Here is a 16,681-nt window from a genome sequence, read left to right on the forward strand (position 1 = left end):
GTCGTACTCCTCCATGAAATGCTGATCGAACCGGCCGAACGGGCAGAAGGCACGGAAGCTATCGAGGGAAGCGAAGGGCAGGGCGTGTACGCGGAGGAGAACGTCGGGGTCGGGACGCACGTGGTGGAGATCACGAGCATGAACCTGCACGCGGGCCGCGACCGTGCTGGCCGGGGATACGACGTCGCGCAGACGCTGCGGCACTTGGCCGCCGACGTGGTCGCCCTCCAGGAGGCGTGGCATCCACACCGGGGGGAGGACCCGCTCGGCGTGGCGGCCGACGCTCTCGGCCTGCGGCTGTTGCGGCATGACCTGCTCGCCGCAACCACCCGGCACGACCTGGGCATCCCCGGGTCGGACCCCCATGCCGTCGGCGCCTGGGGTTTGGCGCTGCTGACCGCGCTGCCCGTGCTGGAAAACGCTGTCCTCGACCTGGGGCTGGCGCCAGGTGACATGGCCCGCCGGGCGGCTCAGGTCGTCACCGTCGAGACGCGCGACGGCATGCTGCTGCGCGTCGTCAACACCCATCTGACGTACCGGATCCGCTCCACCCCGGGCCAATTGCGCCGCCTGGTGAGTGCTCTGCCGCCGATGCCGCACCCCACGGTCATCCTCGGCGACCTCAACACGGTGTGGCCATTGACGTTGGCCGCCGTGGGCTACCGACGTGCCGTGCGCGGCCGGACCTGGCCGGCGTACTGGCCGGTCGCCCAGCTCGACCACGTGCTCATCGACCGGCAGCCGCTCGCCGCGACGGGCGGGGCGGTGGGCGTAGCGGGCTCGGACCACCTGCCGGTCCAGGCCGTACTCCGCTTCGCTCACCGCTGACGTCCGTTCTTCTCGCCACTCGGCGCGCCCGCCCGGCGGAAGGACATCCGGGTCAGTCCCACGCCGGTGGGCAGCACGGCGTCAACCACGCTGGCGGCCTGACCGAGGGATACCTCTACGCGCTGCCGCCGACTGGTGACGCGTTCTCCCTCGTGGTGGCCGCGGTCCCCAGCGGCCCGCACCAGGGCTGCCGCAACCTCCTGCGCCGCCAGCGGTAGCCGCTCCTGAACAACGGGCACGAAGCCCACCTCGGCCATCCGCCTCACGTACCACCGCGGCAGACGCAACCAGTGCGATTGGCGGTCGCGTAGGCATAGCCAGGCGGTGTCCTCGAAGAGGTGCACCTCACGGTCCGCGACCCGGGCGATCTCGGTCAGCAACTCCCCAGCACCGTCGGGCGGATTGTGCTGAAGCACGGTCGCGGTCATCACCGCTTCGAACGAGCGGTCAGCGAAGGGCAGCTGACGACCATCGATGTGGGTGAGCGGAACGTCTGGCAGCAGTCGCCGGACGTGCTCCAGCATCGTCGGGGACACGTCCGCCCCGGCCACGCTCATGCCGCGGCCGGCCAACCAGGCCAGATTGCCGCCCGGGCCGCAGCCCACCTCCAGCACCTCGTGCAGGCCCTCGGTGGCCGGCGCGAGCAGTCGCTCCAGGAACAGCTCCCGCTTCCGCCGGTAGAATGTCGTGTCGTCGCCGGCGATGACGTTGGCCTCGCCGTCTCGTGCGGAGACCCGCCTGGCCACCCGCTCCCAGTACGTCCCTGGTATGTAGCCGTCATCAGCGGACGGACTCATCTCAGCCCCTTTCCATGACGGCCGACCGTGCGGTGACGACGCATTCATTGCCTGCGCCAGCGGCGAGTTTGTACGGCTCGTCGCCGCGGCCGGTGCTCAGCCGCGGCGCGGCGTCGCTCAACCCGAGCAGAGTGTGCTCGAACAGGACCCGGCCCGGGCTGTAGGGCGCGAACCGTGCGGCGTAGCTGATCATGTACATCAGGGGGTCGTGGTTCGGCCCGAGATGCAAGCTCTCGGCAGCCCGGACGCCGTCCACCTCCAGCACCCGCAGCTGGGCTCGCCTGCGGCGAGCCAGCGAGCCGACGGCGGCGCCCATGAAGCGGGGAAAGCCCGGCAGGTGTTCCACGGACGGGAGTTCATCGATGCGCCCGCGCTCCGACCAACTGCGCAGTCTCCGTGAGACGAACCCCTCCACCTCGTCGGAGGTCAGCGACTCTCCCTCGACCGTGCCGAAGGTCACCGCGCCCACGCGCTCAAGCTGACGGACCCGCCGTCGGTGGCCAGAGGCGGCAATGCTGACCCGGTCGGCGTGGATGATGGGGGCTGCCTCGCGCTGCAGCCGCCAGCGCTCGGGTCGTCGTGCCAACTCACGGATGAGCAGGCCATCCTCGGCCAGGGCACATAATTCCACCCGCTGCCGAGAGCTGTCGGTGAGGTGCTCGCAGGCGCCGACCAGCGCAGGGAGCAGCTGATTGAGGTCGGCTCCGGGTGAGTGAGCGATGTCGTGTTCGTCGCCCAGTGGGGCGCCAGCAAGCGTCAGTTGCTCGCCAACGTCGTCGCGGTGCGAGGCCAAAGCCAGGGCGCACCAGCCGGAGGTATCCTCGGCCAGCAACACGGCGGGATCGCCGAGTTGCGGCAGGTGCTCCCACGCAGCGATAGCCCACTCAGCCGACGAGAACTCAGTCGGCGCGTCCGGCGCTTGCCAATCACATACGAATTCGAATGCCTCATCGTGGCGCAACAGGATCGTCGTGACAGCCGCTGTGGTCATAGTCGAACCCCTCCAACTACCTCGGGCACGGACACACCCGGATCATCGCCCTAGTGGAGATCATTTCGCTGAAAAACCTCAGCTTCCCTTTGAAGATCCTGCCCGTGGGAAAGAGACATTTTCACCGGGGAGATCAACCCCCAAAAAAGGACACAACTTATCCCATCCGTCACCAGCTGCAATGTTCATGGCGAGGAAATTATCACAACCCGAGAAATATTTCATGACGGCGGAGTTGTGAGCAAAATAGGTGGCTAGAAAGCTGCGGTGATCGAAGGTTGAGCGATTGTAGAACTCCTGCTCCTCCTGAACCAGTTGGCGGTCTCGAGTGTGCCACTCCACACTTTCGATCCATTCCTCTGATGCGCGGATCGTTAGAATGAAGCGAGCGTCAGGGAATGTGGAAGCCAGGTTCCGCCAAATCGTTGGGATTGGCAGGTCGCTCACGGCATCCATCCGCTTCATCAGGCCGAGCTGGAAGGCGCCCCGGTCAAGATCTCGCCGGATCTCTGCGCGGTCGCTCCAGTGGCTGGCCCGGTAGCCGAGAATGGTGAGGGCCTCAGTCAAACTCGATGTGCCGGTTCTGTGAGCACCAATACCGAAGATCGGGCGACGGGAACCAGCGAGATCAGAACCAGTCGGTTTGGTCATAGGTCGTCGTTCCGCAACCACAGTCCCATCCTTCCGTGCGCTTCCGTAGCTTCGCGGTGGACAGGCCGCCAAACCCGCCCACCAGATCCTGGAGACCCTCGCCGCCTGGACGGCGACGCCCCGGACGGCGCCGTGGGCTCCTGGCTCGCGCGGTACGCCGCCGGCCCGGTGGACGAACCCGGTGCAACACTGGTCGGCCTGTCCAGCGACGGCAAGACCGTGCGCGGATGCGCGGATCCCGCACCGACGGCACAGCTGTCTACAGGTGCATGTCACCTCCCCGACAATCAGCATCAGAGACGCGGATGCCCCACCCATCCTTCCCACCCACGTTGACCGAGCGAACGTGATCTATATCATCCAGCAGGGTGAGCCCAGAAACCGATGTGCTCGGCCCCTCCGGCCCGAGTAGCGCAGCAGGTTCGCTAGCTGAGTTAGCGTCACTCTCCTAGTAACAGTGAGGCGCTTCGCCGCGAGCCGCCAAGGACCCCGTGTAGTGGAATCCGATTGCGTCCGAAACCTCAAGCTCCAGCAGAGACAAGGTGGTCGGCCAGTCGCAGTGCCAAGGCGATGATCGTCAGGGTCGGAGGCGCGTAACCGCTTGTGGGAAAGATTGAACCCCCAGCGATGTACAAGTTGCGGATGTCATGGGCCCGACAGTTAGAGTCCACCACGCCTTCGGTCGGGGAATGGGCCATACGAGTGGTACCCAGGTGATGTAGCCCGCCTACGGTGTCATCTGGCCACTCATCTCCACGTAGGCGCTTGCGCACGTCCTTGACTCCCAAGGCCAGAAGAAGGTCCCTGGCCGCGTCGACACTGTTGCGGACGGTTCGTAGGTCGATCTCCCCTAGTTCCCATCGCAATACGGGATGCGGAACGTCATATCGGTCACGGGTGTCGCCAAGTACGACTCGGCTGTTGTGGTTTGGTACTTGCTCTGTAACGGTAACCAACGCCAGTTCGTTAGCCGGATACTCGCGGTTTCGCAGCGGGTGGGGCTGTCCATCGAGTTCGAGGGGGATCCTGCCCATGGTGTGGAGGCCAGCGCGCTCCACGAAGAGTTCGGCACCTCCGATTCCTTGGGCAGTGCAAAATTCCTCCGAGAGTACGAGCGCTCCATTGACGGCCATCGGCTCCCCGTCGGCAGCCAGTCCGGCTGGTCGTTGGGTAAAGAAGTCCGTGTCGAGCGCTCCAGGGTCGGCTTGGAACCGCATGGCGTCGACATGTGGATGCTCCATGAAATACCGCCCGACCAAGTCGTAGGAATTTCCCAGACCGTTGGGCCAGGACTTGTTCGCTGAAGCCAGAAGTAAGCGGGGATTCTCAATCCCGCCGGTGGCGAGCACGAAGACGTCCGCCGTAACGACAAAATCACCCTCGGCGGTGCCCGCTATAACGTGATCGACAGCGGATCCGTCCGCGATCGTGACGATACGTTTCACCGTCGCACCCAGTACCAAGTCGGCTGAGTCCATGGTAAATAGCTCTGCGTGGCGGTGGCCAAGTTGCAGTCTCCCCATGGCCGGAAAACTCCGCGTGACAAAGGGAGAGTTGCGAAAGGTCGGTTCGTTAGCTTTGGACCAGTCCTTGTAAGGGAAGGCATCGGGCACGCCGATGAACGAGCGTGCGCGTTGGTAGTAAGGGTCCAGGCTCCGACGGGACATGCACCAGCCAGTTAGGTTGACGTCTGGGCGAGTCTCGAAATCGAGGTCGCCCAGCGGAACGATCCAGCCACCCCACAGTGCGGAACTCCCACCGAGCCCTCGCGCCCGGCTTTCGGATAGATTGTGATACGGCATGGGTCCACGGACGCGCCCATCACCTGTACCGTAGTCGGGCACCGGGGCAAAGCCACCGCTTTCGAGAACCGTGACCCGGCGTCCGGACAAGGCTAGCCCCAAGGCTGTTGCAAGACCCGCAGGCCCAGCGCCGATGATGACGACCTCCGCCTCGAGATCGGACAGCGGATAAGCCTGCCCTGCCTGAACGATAGCCATAGTCGCTCCTTGAACTCCAGTAGAGCTGCAACAGCAGCGCACCGACTGCAGATCGGCATGAGAGGCTCTCCCCCTTCCAACGCGGTCCCTAACCATGGGCTGGCCAGGAACCGACGTCTTTCAGGGGGGCGCACGGCCGATTTGCCCCCCTCGAATGATCAGGCAGGCTTCCACCGCTGCGCGATGGCTGGGTCGCGTAGCGTCGTAATGTAGCAAGCAGGTGCCGAGAGCAATATCACGCAAGTGATGTGCGAAGTGCCTTGCCCTAGTGCAGAGTTGAGCAATCGGAGGTGCCCAGACGCATGGTGACACCTCGCGATCTATGAGCGACAGCACATGCGCCGGCCCTCGTCGCGGCTGCCCGATGAAGAGCCGCCCTGTCCTTCGGCTTCCCCCGTAGCCGATGGACAGGGCATCATCACGGCATCTGCCAGATGGTCTGCCCGGCTATTTACGAGGCTGGGAGACTGGATGACGCTCGCGCTCGACACGCGCGCCTTTTCGCCAGCGCCCTCAGCCGAATCCAGGGACCCCCGCTTGGTCTCGGCACACGACTGGGACGCCTCTGCCGAAGTCGACGAGATGGAACACTGGGACCGACCCGGCTGGACTACCGCCACCCGCGCCTACTGCTGGATGCTCACCGGCCTCGAGAGGACAGTTCCGGCACCGGGTGCCGGCCTGTCCGGCGAGCGCGAGCCCGACTCGCTCCAGGACGTGGTTGAGCCTCGTTGTGAAACGCGAGTACCGGGCCGTCAACTGCGCGAACAGCTCGGCATACGTTCGACGTTGGCAGTCGTCCGCACCGCAGATGAATCGCCGGACCGTCAGATGGATCACGACAATCTGCCCATCAAGCGGCAGATCCTTCAGTCTGCGCCGGTAGGAGTCGTGCACCCGATCCGAGAAGCGACTGCAGTCAGGACCTGCGGCGCCGACCGCCCGGACCTCCGGCCGTGGTGTCGATCGTGCAGACGGCGGCGGTCGCCGCCTCAACGTCCACGTCGTCGATCCCGTGGAACACCGGAGAGTCCCAGAACGATTCGTCGACCTGCAAGACCAGCACCGTCACCGGTCACAGTCGGCCGTGACGAGGCGGCTGCTGACCTGACGGTACGTCATTGTGGCAGCGGTCGGCCGACGGTGTGGGCGCCGACCGACGGCCGGTGGCCAAGCACACGTAGCGGGCGGCACACGGACACGAGAACGGGAGTCACTCACGCTCCGGTTGGCGGCGTACGGGACCGGCCTGATGAGGGGGCATGTTCAGGTGTCGCGTAGGCCGCTCACGACTGCCTGATTTCGTGACGCTGTGTCATTCATGTGCAGGCTCTTCGGCTCGGCGTGTGTAGGAACATCGTGGCATGGATACCTTCGACAGTCTCCAGACCGTGCGGTCGCCGCGGTTGCGGCCCGGGGATCGGGTACGGATCGTCTCTCCGGCCAGTCCCCCCAGCCGCGAGGGAGTCGCCCGCGGCGTCGAGCTACTGAGGTCATGGGGGCTCCGGGTCGAGTTGGGTGAGCACGTCTTTGACCGATGGGGGTATATGGCTGGTCGGGATGAGGACCGCGTCTTCGACCTGAACTCTGCGTTCGGCGACCCGGGGGTTCGCGCCGTGATTGCCACCCGGGGCGGCAAAGGCGCCTACCGCATCGTCGACGACCTCGATACCGATACGCTGCGCCGCGACCCGAAGCCCGTGGTCGGCTTCAGCGACATTACCCACATCCACCTCGCACTATGGGCCCGATGCCGCCTGGCCTGCCTGCATGGCCCCTTCGCCAACTGGAGCGACGCATGGTCCGGGCGCAAATCAGCCGACGCCCTTCGCCGCGCGCTGATGACCACTGACCCCGTCATCATCCACCGGGACACCGGCCAGGCCAGTGCAGCGGTCACCGTCGAAGGCATCGCGACCGGTGTCCTGGTCGGCGGCAGCCTTGACGCGATCCGCACCACGACCGGAGCCGGTCTGCCGAGCCTTAAGGGGGCGATCCTCTTTCTCGAACACCAGAGAGGCACAGGGCTGGGGGAGGTCGACCGTGCACTGACCCAGCTGACCCGTAGTGGGGCCCTGGACGGGCTGCGCGGTGTCGCACTGGGCCAGTTCCTTGGCTTCGACCAGGATGCCGATGATCCGACCCTGGGGGGATGGGGCATTGCCGACGTCCTGCGTGACCGGCTGACTCGCCTGGGTGTTCCTGTTCTCGGCGGACTCCCCGCCGGACACGGCCTGCACCCTCCGACCATCCCGCTCGGCACCCAGGCCACGATCGACACCGCCGAAGGAACCTTGACGGTTCAGCCGGCCGTCGCCTGACCGTCGACTGCCTTACCCTGCGTGGTCGCTGGGAGCGTATCGGCTCCAGGACCCGCCAGCTTCGGTGGCGAAGTGGGTAGTGGTCTCTGGTCTTTCCGTCCCGGAGCCGTGCGGCGCTCGTGGTCCTTCCCCGATAGCGGCAGCCACACTCGGCCCGCGACAGGAGCCCGGCCTGACCAGATCCAAGCTGCACGGTGCAGCACCGGGCGCTCCTGCCTGTCGATCTCGGATTCAGCTCTACCGAAGATATTGCGATGCCTTCTGACTGAGGACAAGGCACTGCTGTGCGGTGGAGTGCGCAACGAGTTCGCTGGAGCCTTCTTCATGATCCGGCGGCTCGGAGACTTCCATCGCGTTGCGCCACCACGCAAGTGATCCTCCCAAGGCATCGAGCGTTGGCAGGGATGGCGGACGTACAAAGCTCTGGCACCTCCTGGACTCGTGGGTGTAACCGGACAAAGTGTCCGGCCTGTTCCAGGCCCGAGAGCGGATGTTGAACATGGCACCGCAGCCCGATTCGCTGCCTGATCTCGCGGCCTGCTCGGCCGCTACCGTGAATGACGGACCAAAGTTGGGGAGGCAGCGCGCATGCGTGGTCTTGGTGATCACCTCAGCGTAGGAGAGCGGATCGCGTTCTACCGCGAGCGCCGGGGCTACACGCAGCCCGTCCTCGCCGGCCTCGTCGGGCATAGCACCGACTGGCTGTCGAAGATCGAGCGAGGAGTACGAAAGCCGCCGAGAATCGACAAGCTCGCTGAGCTCGCTCGCGTATTGCGTGTCCCGCTCGGCGACTTGATGGGGCAGCCCGTCCTCTTGGAGGACGAGGAAAGGCACATGGACGACGTGCCGGCGGTCCGCGATGCGCTGATGAGCCCTCGACGGCTCTCCAAGCAGATGTTCGGTCCCACGGCGGAGCGGCAGTTGCCGAGGCCGGGGCAGGCGCAGGTCTTCGTCGAGCGCAGCTGGGGCGACTACCAGGCCGGCGTTCTGGGCGACGTCATCGCCGCCCTGCCCGGTCTGCTGCGGACTGCCCAGGAGCTGGAAGACCTTCCGCCGGGCGATCAGCGGCGACGCGGCCTCGCCGTCTCGGCCCGCACGCATCACCTGGCGGCAACCACCCTCGCCAAGGTCGGCGAGTCCGACTTGTCGTGGCTCGCGGCCGAACGCGCCATGCGGGCCGCCGACGAGTCCGAGGACCCGCTGTCGCTCGTCTCCGCCGCCCGCTCGGGTACGCACGCACTGCTGGCCAACGGGCGATACGAGGACGCCCTCGAACTGGGCGATACCGCCGCGGCCTGGCTCGCCAGTCGGGTTCGCGACGACGACCCGGCCGCCTTCAGCCTGCTTGGCATGATTCATCTGCGGGCTGCAGTGGCCGCTGCACGGCACCAGGATCGGCACACCGCCAACTCCCTGTTGGAGAAGGCGAAGCGGCTCGCCGACCGTCTCGGTTCCGACGAGAACCACTGGCACACGTGCTTCGGTCCGACGAACGTCGAGCTGCACCGCCTGTCGATCGAGCTTGACCTGGAGAACATCCCGTACGTCGTCGAGCATGGCGGCATCGACGTCTCCCACATGCCGGCGGAACGCGCCGTGTCTCATCGCATCGACTACGCCCGCGGCCTCTGCCTCAGAGGTCGCGTCGACGAGTCCTTCGGGGAACTGCGGGAGGCCGAACGCACCTCGCCCCAGCTCGTGCGGAACAATCCACGGGTACGCGAGACCCTTCGCGACCTGAGGAAGCAGTCCCCGGTCACGGGCGGCAGCCACTCGTCCGAGCTGCTGGCCATGGCCCAACGATGCAGGGCGGTGCAGTGAGCTCGATGCAGGGCAAGGTACTGGGCGTCGTCGGATCGAGCGCCGGCGGGATTGAGGAACTGCGTACAGGGCTCGTGGTCCCGGCGCTCGAACGGGGCTGGACGGTTGCGGTCACGCTCACACCGACCGCAGGTCAGTGGCTCCGCGCGAGCGGGGAGACGGCGCAGCTCGAGGGGCTGACCGGCCTTCCCGTGCGGTCCGAATCACGCCTGCCGGGTGACTCCCGGCCGCATCCGCCCGTGGACTGCTACGTCGTGGCCCCGGCAAGTGCCAACACCGTCGCCAAGCTCGCCCTGGGGATCTCAGACAACCAGGCGTTGACACAGGTCAACGAAGCCATCGGAACACTGGACCTCCCGGTAGTCGTCTGGCCCCGGGTGAACGCCGCGCACGCTCGCCACCCCGCATGGGAAGGGCACATCCAAGCCCTTCACGATTCAGGTGTGCGGTTGATCTACGGAGACGAGGTATGGCCGCTCGCGGAGCCGCGGGCTGGGATGCCGGGGCGCCGGTACCCGTGGGAAGCCGTACTAGACGAGGCCAGCAAGGCAGTCTCCTGACGTTCCATCATTAAAGCTTGGAAACAAGAAGAATTGGACCCGGACAGTCTGTCCGGGTCCTTCGTCCTGACCGGCGCCAGTCTGAGGGCATCATCGGCTAACGGAGGGACCGGATGCCCGATCAGGGATTGAGCGCGGCGCTCCCTGGCACAACGACCTGGGGCGACGCATCCAAGAGTTGCCCGAAGGCACGTACGGATGCGATGGGTGGCAATGACTACTCATCTCGACGCTCGTCTGATGCCGCCCCAACGTCGTCGGGCACGGAGCGCATCGCCGTGAGCGCCACGAGAAGCACCCCCACGCCAACCAGCCGCACCCGGCTCTGCAGCCTCTGCCGATGCCGCCTGAGTCGGTACAACAGGGAAGACATCTGTTCCGGCTGCGCTCGCAGTGGGACAGCCGTAGAGCCTGCGCGCTCCGTTCCACCTCAGGTATGGGCTCGCCAGGACGTCAGAGACGCCCTGTTACACAAGGACTTCGGCAGGCTGTGCCAACTCGTGCGAGAGTACGGCCACCTCCGCCAGGAGGACATGGCCCTCCTCACGGGGCTGAGCCAGGCTTTTTTGTCGATGCTGGAATCTGGGCAGCGACGCCTCACCAACATCGACCGGATCATCGTGCTCCTGGACGGCTTGAACGCACCCGTCGACATCACGGGGCCGATGCTCCGCCCCGTAGCTGCCACTCCAGGCCCGCCTCTGCGGACACTCTCCTGATGCTCCACTTCAGCTCGTGATCTTCTCATCAGACTGCGGTGGCGAGTAATCGCATCGCGTGCCGCGGTCGCGCGCTGGCACGCTACCCTCATGGATCAAGCTGAAGTACTGCTCATCGGCGGTCGAGCCGGCGTCGGCAAGACGACGGTGGGGTGGGAGGTTTCGGCGCAAATGCGCGCCGCGGCGGTCCCTCACGCGGTCATCGAGGGGGACTTCATGGGGCAGGTGCATCCAGCACCAGCAGGGGACCCGCACCGGGCGGAGATCACCGAGAGCAATCTGACTGCCGTGTGGGCGAACTTCGCCCAGCGCGGCTACCGGCGTCTGATCTACACGAACACTGTGAGTGTGCTGCCCGAGGCGGCTGGCATGTTCGAGCGTGCCATAGGGGCCGGGGTGCGGATCATACGAGTCCTGCTCACCGCCTCCGATGCCACCGCCCGCGAGCGGCTGGTGGGGCGGGAACTCGGCTCGGAGCTGGAAAAGGAGCTGGAAGGGAGCGGGCGCAAGGGGCGGCTCCTGGACCAGCGGGCCGCCGCAGATACCGTGCGGGTGGTGACGGATGGACGACCTGTCGTGGACATCGCGCGGGAGGTGGTGGCCGCCACCGGTTGGGCCATGCCTCATCCCGTCCGCAGTTCGTGATCGTGGCAGCCGGCCGGTTCGGGCATGGGTGCGGCCACCGGTGATCATCAGGGTGAGGGACAGAGGATCAGGCGGTGGCCGCAGCGACCAGGACGCTCCTCGTCTCGACACAGCCCCTACGCGGCTCAGTGAGCGCGTGGACCGGCACTCGTCCACGCGACAACTGCGTGGCGCCGGAGAGTGCGGTTCCCTCATCCTGACGGCATGCCCAAGATCGTCACCCCCCGCCTCCGGTACGACTCCACGGCGGTACGCCCACACTGGCAGGACCTCCCGCAGGACGTTCGTCGACTCATCGCACACCGTCTCGGGGGTGAGGTACAGGCCGGGCCCAGCACCGGGAGCGGATTCACCAGCGGCTTCGCCGCAGTGCTCCGTGGGACGTCCGGACCTCAGTTCATCAAAGCGGTCCGCAGCACGGACAACGCGGTGGTGGCCGACTGCTATCGCCGGGAAGCGTTGATCAACCAGGCGCTCCCCGCACCGATTCCGGCGCCACGCCTGAAGTGGATTGAGGAGCAGGACGGATGGGTCGTCCTCGGCTTCGAAGCTGTCAACGGCGGCCGTTTGCCCGCCACGCCGTGGAAACCCGACGAGCTCTCGGCCACCCTAGACGCCTACACGATCATTGCAGAGGCACTCTCCACCCCACCCGCAGGACTCCAGCACGCCGGCATCAAGCCCGTCGGCGAAGACGGTGACTTCGCCGACTGGCGCAACCTCGCCCGTGGCGCCACACCCACGAGCGTCCTCCCCTCCTGGATGCCACTCGACCTCCTGGACGTGCTGGCCGGCCTGGAGAGCGGATGGCGGGAGGCCGTCGCAGGAAATGCCGTCCTTCACCACGACCTGCGGCAGGACAACGTGCTGATCGACGCAGACGGCGTCGCGTGGATCTGCGACTGGAACTGGCCTTGCCTGGGGGCCAGTTGGTTCGATCTGGTCCTCCTCCTGGCCAACGCCTACGCTGACGGCCACGATGCCACCTGCCTGTTCGCCCAGCACCCCACCTCTCGGGGAGTCGTCGCCGAGCAACTCGATGCGGCGCTGGCCGCGCTCTCCGGTTTCTTCCTGACCTCCGGCGGACAGCCCCCAGCAGAGTGGTCCCCGCACATTCGTCAGCATCAGACGTGGTGCGGGGAGGTCACCCTACGGTGGCTGGCCGACCGGCGTGGTTGGACGTTCTGACCGGCGTCGCCCCCATTCATGCTCGACAGACAGCCCGCTCAGCATCAGGCCGACGACCGTGCGGCCAGGACGCCGCTCGGCATCCACTCGCGCAGCACCTCGGGTACTTCGACCGTGCCGTCGGCCCGCTGGTGCTGCTCCAGCAGCGCGGGCACAAGCCTGCTCGTGGCCAGACCGGAGGCATTCAGCGTGTGGACGAACGCCGACTTGCCCTGCCGGGGCCGGTAGCGGATGTTGCCGCGCCTCGCCTGGTAGTCGCGGGCATTCGACACCGAGCTGACCTCGACGTACGCCTCGATGCTCGGCAGCCACACTTCGACGTCGTACGTCCTGGCCATTGCTGCGCTGGTGTCCCCAGCCGCCAGGCGCGTGATCCTGTAGTGCAGGCCCAGTTCCTTCACCAACTCCTCGGCTTTGCCGAGGAGTTCCTCGTGCGCGGTATCCGAGGCGTCGGGGTGGGTGAACTGGAACAGCTCGACCTTGTTGAACTGGTGCCCGCGCAGGGTTCCCCGCTCGGCCGTGCGGTAGCCGCCGGCCTCCTTGCGGTAGCACGGCGTGTACGCGACGTACCGCTTCGGCAACTCCATCTCGGGCAGCGTCTCGTCCCGGTGCAGGTTGACCAGCGCCGTCTCCGCGGTCGGCAGCAGGAACCGTGCCGGGCCTTGCTCGCCCTCCTCCAAGGCGAAGACCTCGTCGGCGAACTTCGGGAACTGGCCCGCCGTGTACCCGGCTGCGAAGGTCAGCACGTGCGGCGGCAGCACGAACTCGTAGCCATCCCGCACGTGGGCCTCGACGAAGTAGTTCAATAGCGCCCACTCGAGGAGCGCGCCGTTTCCCCGGTAGAGCCAGAAGCCGCTGCCTCCGAGCTTCGTTCCTCGTTCGTAGTCGACCAGGCCGAGGTGCCGAGCGAGATGCACGTGATCCTTCAGCGCGAAGCCAAACTCCGGGCGCTGGCCGACTTCGCGGACGACCTCGTTGTTCTCCTTGCCTCCGGCCGGCACCTCCGCGTCGGGCAGGTTCGGCAACGGATCAAGGAAGGCTCGACGCGCTTGTTCCAGTTCGGCCAGCTTCGTCTCGGCGGCGGTCAGATTGTCGCCGACGGCCGTCGCCTCCGGGTGCAGGTCTGCCGCGTCCTCGCCGGCCCGCTGCAGCTTCGCGATCTCGCCCGAGATCCTCTTCCGCTCCCCGCGAAGGCGCTCTACCTCGGCTCGCGTATGCCGGTAGTCGTCGTCCAGCTGCAGAAACCCATCGAGGTCGACGTGGACGTCCCGCTTGGCCAGTGCCTGCTGGACGTGGGCCGGATTGTCGCGGATCAGGGTGACATCGATCATCGTGCCGGTGCTCCGTTCGATCAGTCGTTAGGACGTGATCCCTTGGGAGCGCGGGCGAGAAGGGGCGACTCGCGGTGCCACCGCGCCTTCGCCACCACAAAGTGGTGGCCTCGTTCACGACCCTGTTACGGGGGTCATCCGGCGGGACATTGGGCCTCCGCTGAGGCCGTTCCTCCCCGCACTCGGGAGGGGATTCGCCGCAGGGCGCGAGGCTGCCTTCCCAGCTACCGACAGCTCTCTCAGCTCGCGTGGACCCGGGCTACTTGTCTCCGTCATCGCGTTGGTGAAGAGGTTAGGACGAGAGCTCTCGCAGCGATACCAAATATCGCCGAAGACGTCCCACACGGTTGGCCGGCTAAGCAGGTGCACCTTGAGTGAGAGGCACGAGCAGGGCTGGAAGCAGACCTGATCAAGGTGGGACCCGTTCAGTGATGGGGATGGCGGCGCTGGCCTGGAAACCCCGAAAGGCGACGAGACGTGCCCGCTCGTTAGGCCGCAGGCGTGCCAACAGCGGTCCGCAAGGGGCGATGGCGGCCGGGCGCGAGTAGCTCAGGCCGCTTGATGCTCGATTTGCGCAGGTGCACAGATAATTGGCACGGGCTCCTCTGCAGCGGCATCAGCATGGGAGGCGGTCACGGCTACGGTGCCCTCTGAGGAAGAGGGGACTGCCAATTCGAACCATGTTTTCTTCCCCGCTGTACAAGGCTGTGAGCCCCACTCGGTTGCCAATGCGTCAACGAGGAAGAGACCCCGCCCGCTTTCGTCCATCGCCTCAGCTTGGGACGGACGCACCAAGGTGGGGTCAGTGTCGGTGACTTCCACGCGCAGCCGCTCTCCGGTCCACTGCACGGACACCACGCACGCGGCCTGCGTGTGCGTGACCGAGTTCGCGACTACTTCTCCGGTGAGCAACCGCAAGTCGTTGGTCAGCTCCTCATCCAGGACCAGCCCGAGTCGCTGCGCACGGTGGATAACGCGGTCTCGTGCGGCTGGCACCGCCTCGACCGATGGCGGGACAGTGAACGCGTAGGGCGAATCTGCGAACGGGCGGGGCATGGCTGTGACCTCTCGCAGGGCGGGAGCTATGGCGTCAGCGCGATCTCCCACAAGTGAATGGATCGCTCGCCGACTTCACCGGGCGCGTCCACAAGTGACCCGACGAAACCGTCAGCAGCCCAGCAGATGGCGGACGACCACCATGGACCACAGGCGGCCTGGCGCTCTATCGCTAGGGTGATATCACGGCCGCAATGTCATTCGAGGCTGAGCCAGCCATGCACTCAGGGCCCAGTGCCGAAAGCTTCGCCCACTCGTCGATCGCCTGAGTCTGCTCCCGTATGACAGGCGGGCCGCCCGACGTCGATGGCGTCGGGTGGCCCGCCTGTCATGTGAGGCGTCCCGGACGCGAGCATCGACCTCCTGCGGGGCATCCGTCGGCATGGCTTTCGACGCCTGGGCGGCGTAGCGGGCGCCGGGCGAGTGTCGGAAGTGGGTTCTCCAGCGGCTTCGCCGCTGTGCTCCGTGGCGGAGACGGGCCGATGTTCTTCAGGGCAGTCAGCGCCACGCCCACCTCCAGGTGAGGCGATGGCTCTACGTATGGGTGGGCGGGCAGCGAGGTGTGTGGGACTCCCGGTAGAGAAGATTTGACCGGCAGACCAACCACGTGGACGGGTGAGAAGATCGAGGTGGTGCGACACGGCAGTTCACAAGGAGGGGCGGGGAGTGGCCAAGGATTCCGCGCTGCGGGGCTATCTGCTGGAGGAGTCGTTGGCCTGGCTGCTGCGCTTCAGCGGGTACCGCCTGCTGGTTCATGAAGATCAGGATCCGGTGGAGCTGGTGTCGACCGGCGATACGCTGCGGGTACGTGGGAGGGGAGCTCTCCACCAGGTTGATGTGCTGGGAGAGTTCGCCTTCACTCCGGCGTTCTCCATGCCGGTCCGCCTCTTCCTTGAGGCCAAGTTCTACCAGACGCCTTGCGGACTGGAGATTGTTCGCAACGGCCATGGCGTGCTGCACGACGTGAACGAGAATTTCATGACGCACGCCGGCACGAGGCCGAGGCAGCGCTATCAGTATTCGTACGCACTGTTCTCCGCGAACGGCTTCACGTCGGAAGCGCAGAAGTACGCACTGGCGCATCAGATTTCGCTCGTCGACCTCTCCGGGGCGTCCTTCTCGTGGTTGATCGGGATCATCGGGAGCACAGCATGGTCCCTGTTTCAGGCACAGAAGCAGTACTGGCCCGACGGCGAGCCCTTCCCGCTGTCGTGGGTGCGGACGGAGCTGCGGAAGGCGTTGGAGACGGCTCCGGTGAACCTGCTGCCTTCGGCGTCTCTGGGCGAGGGCAAGTTCAAGCAGGCTGCCGAAGCGGCGATCGCGCAGTTCGTCGCGGTGCTCCAGCAGCACAACGGTGCGGAACTCCTGCTCGGGTTCCCGTCGGCTCCGTTCATCCTTCCTCTTGCGGCTGATGACCACAAAGGATTCCTGGCCTACGCGGAGTCGATGCCGGACCATGCGGTGCGGATCAGGCGGCGGGGACACGGAGCGGCGGCGGAGTGGACCGTTTCGCCGGTGGCCGCCGAGGGGGCGTACGAGCTGGCGTTCAAGCTCCCGGAGCATGTGGAGCGGTGGATCAGCGGTATCGCAGAGAAGGAGCGGCGGCGCACCCTGGAGGTCAAGGAGCAGTTCTTGTCGGCGATCACGATTTACCGGATGAACGGCAGTGGAGTGCGCGCCTACCAGCTGCGGTACGAGGCGAGTTCTCTGTCGAGCGCCTGATCGGGGCATGCGGCGGAGTGCCAGCCTGGCCCTGCCCTCCACCATGCGCGA

Annotated in this window: 17 protein-coding genes; 8 read left to right on the top strand and 9 right to left on the bottom strand. The window is 66.2% G+C overall.

Annotation, left to right across the window (positions count from 1 at the left end; translation table 11 throughout):
• The first annotated feature begins 18 nt into the window (after positions 1 to 18).
• Positions 19 to 828, top strand: coding sequence for an endonuclease/exonuclease/phosphatase family protein (locus tag ACIBAF_RS23420; protein WP_399465375.1), 810 nt, complete (start codon positions 19 to 21; stop codon positions 826 to 828).
• Here ACIBAF_RS23420 and ACIBAF_RS23425 read toward each other — a convergent pair.
• The 6 genes from ACIBAF_RS23425 to ACIBAF_RS23450 all read right to left on the bottom strand — a co-directional run bounded on the left by ACIBAF_RS23425 (position 819) and on the right by ACIBAF_RS23450 (position 6,324).
• Positions 819 to 1,625: a class I SAM-dependent methyltransferase gene (locus tag ACIBAF_RS23425; RefSeq protein ID WP_399465377.1), complete on the bottom strand. Its 807-nt coding sequence runs from the start codon at positions 1,623 to 1,625 to the stop codon at positions 819 to 821. The two genes, ACIBAF_RS23420 and ACIBAF_RS23425, sit on opposite strands and share 10 nt — an antisense overlap.
• Position 1,626: 1 nt before the next feature.
• Complete coding sequence (locus ACIBAF_RS23430; protein WP_399465379.1) at positions 1,627 to 2,616, bottom strand: GNAT family N-acetyltransferase; 990 nt, start codon at positions 2,614 to 2,616, stop codon at positions 1,627 to 1,629.
• A 78-nt stretch (positions 2,617 to 2,694) separates the two neighbouring features.
• Positions 2,695 to 3,267, bottom strand: coding sequence for a sulfotransferase family protein (locus tag ACIBAF_RS23435; RefSeq protein WP_399465380.1), 573 nt, complete (start codon positions 3,265 to 3,267; stop codon positions 2,695 to 2,697).
• A 521-nt stretch (positions 3,268 to 3,788) separates the two neighbouring features.
• Positions 3,789 to 5,267 carry a GMC oxidoreductase gene (locus tag ACIBAF_RS23440; protein ID WP_399465382.1) on the bottom strand — a complete coding sequence of 493 codons (1,479 nt, stop codon included), beginning with the start codon at positions 5,265 to 5,267 and terminating at the stop codon, positions 3,789 to 3,791.
• Between the two features lie 513 nt (positions 5,268 to 5,780).
• Entirely contained in the window at positions 5,781 to 6,164 is a 384-nt protein-coding gene (locus ACIBAF_RS23445) for a hypothetical protein (RefSeq protein WP_399465384.1), read from the bottom strand.
• A gap of 22 nt (positions 6,165 to 6,186) precedes the next feature.
• Positions 6,187 to 6,324 carry a hypothetical protein gene (locus tag ACIBAF_RS23450; protein ID WP_399465386.1) on the bottom strand — a complete coding sequence of 46 codons (138 nt, stop codon included), beginning with the start codon at positions 6,322 to 6,324 and terminating at the stop codon, positions 6,187 to 6,189.
• A gap of 307 nt (positions 6,325 to 6,631) precedes the next feature.
• Here ACIBAF_RS23450 and ACIBAF_RS23455 point away from each other — a divergent pair, with 307 nt between their 5' ends.
• Entirely contained in the window at positions 6,632 to 7,588 is a 957-nt protein-coding gene (locus tag ACIBAF_RS23455) for an LD-carboxypeptidase (protein ID WP_399465387.1), read from the top strand.
• Positions 7,589 to 7,825: 237 nt separating this feature from the next.
• On the opposite strand, the gene ACIBAF_RS23460 is transcribed toward ACIBAF_RS23455, so the two are convergent.
• On the bottom strand, positions 7,826 to 8,278 hold the full coding sequence (locus tag ACIBAF_RS23460; RefSeq protein ID WP_399465463.1) for a hypothetical protein: 453 nt from the start codon (positions 8,276 to 8,278) through the stop codon (positions 7,826 to 7,828).
• Between ACIBAF_RS23460 and ACIBAF_RS23465 the strand changes: the two genes are divergently transcribed.
• The 5 genes from ACIBAF_RS23465 (at position 8,177) to ACIBAF_RS23485 (ending at position 12,521) form a co-directional block, all read left to right on the top strand.
• A complete protein-coding gene (locus ACIBAF_RS23465; RefSeq protein ID WP_399465388.1) occupies positions 8,177 to 9,409 on the top strand; it encodes a helix-turn-helix domain-containing protein in 1,233 nt (410 codons plus the stop codon). The genes ACIBAF_RS23460 and ACIBAF_RS23465 overlap by 102 nt on opposite strands.
• A 5-nt stretch (positions 9,410 to 9,414) precedes the next feature.
• Positions 9,415 to 9,969 (top strand): flavoprotein, encoded by a 555-nt coding sequence (locus ACIBAF_RS23470; protein WP_399465457.1) that lies wholly within the window; start codon positions 9,415 to 9,417, stop codon positions 9,967 to 9,969.
• A gap of 203 nt (positions 9,970 to 10,172) precedes the next feature.
• The gene (locus ACIBAF_RS23475; RefSeq protein ID WP_399465459.1) at positions 10,173 to 10,688 is read left to right on the top strand and encodes a helix-turn-helix domain-containing protein; all 516 of its coding nucleotides are present in this window, start codon (positions 10,173 to 10,175) and stop codon (positions 10,686 to 10,688) included.
• Positions 10,689 to 10,778: 90 nt separating this feature from the next.
• On the top strand, positions 10,779 to 11,333 hold the full coding sequence (locus tag ACIBAF_RS23480; RefSeq protein WP_399465389.1) for an AAA family ATPase: 555 nt from the start codon (positions 10,779 to 10,781) through the stop codon (positions 11,331 to 11,333).
• Positions 11,334 to 11,537: 204 nt separating this feature from the next.
• Entirely contained in the window at positions 11,538 to 12,521 is a 984-nt protein-coding gene (locus ACIBAF_RS23485) for a phosphotransferase family protein (RefSeq protein ID WP_399465391.1), read from the top strand.
• 44 nt (positions 12,522 to 12,565) lie between these two features.
• Here ACIBAF_RS23485 and serS read toward each other — a convergent pair whose 3' ends face one another.
• Entirely contained in the window at positions 12,566 to 13,852 is a 1,287-nt protein-coding gene (gene serS / locus ACIBAF_RS23490; protein WP_399465392.1) for a serine--tRNA ligase, read from the bottom strand.
• Between the two features lie 549 nt (positions 13,853 to 14,401).
• Complete coding sequence (locus tag ACIBAF_RS23495; protein WP_399465393.1) at positions 14,402 to 14,908, bottom strand: ATP-binding protein; 507 nt, start codon at positions 14,906 to 14,908, stop codon at positions 14,402 to 14,404.
• 666 nt (positions 14,909 to 15,574) lie between these two features.
• Between ACIBAF_RS23495 and ACIBAF_RS23500 the strand changes: the two genes are divergently transcribed.
• Positions 15,575 to 16,630, top strand: a complete 1,056-nt coding sequence (locus ACIBAF_RS23500; protein ID WP_399465394.1) for a hypothetical protein — start codon at positions 15,575 to 15,577, stop codon at positions 16,628 to 16,630.
• The last annotated feature ends 51 nt before the right edge of the window (positions 16,631 to 16,681 follow it).

This window comes from Streptomyces sp. NPDC051677, assembly GCF_044453465.1.
Classification (GTDB): Bacteria; Actinomycetota; Actinomycetes; order Streptomycetales; family Streptomycetaceae; genus Streptomyces.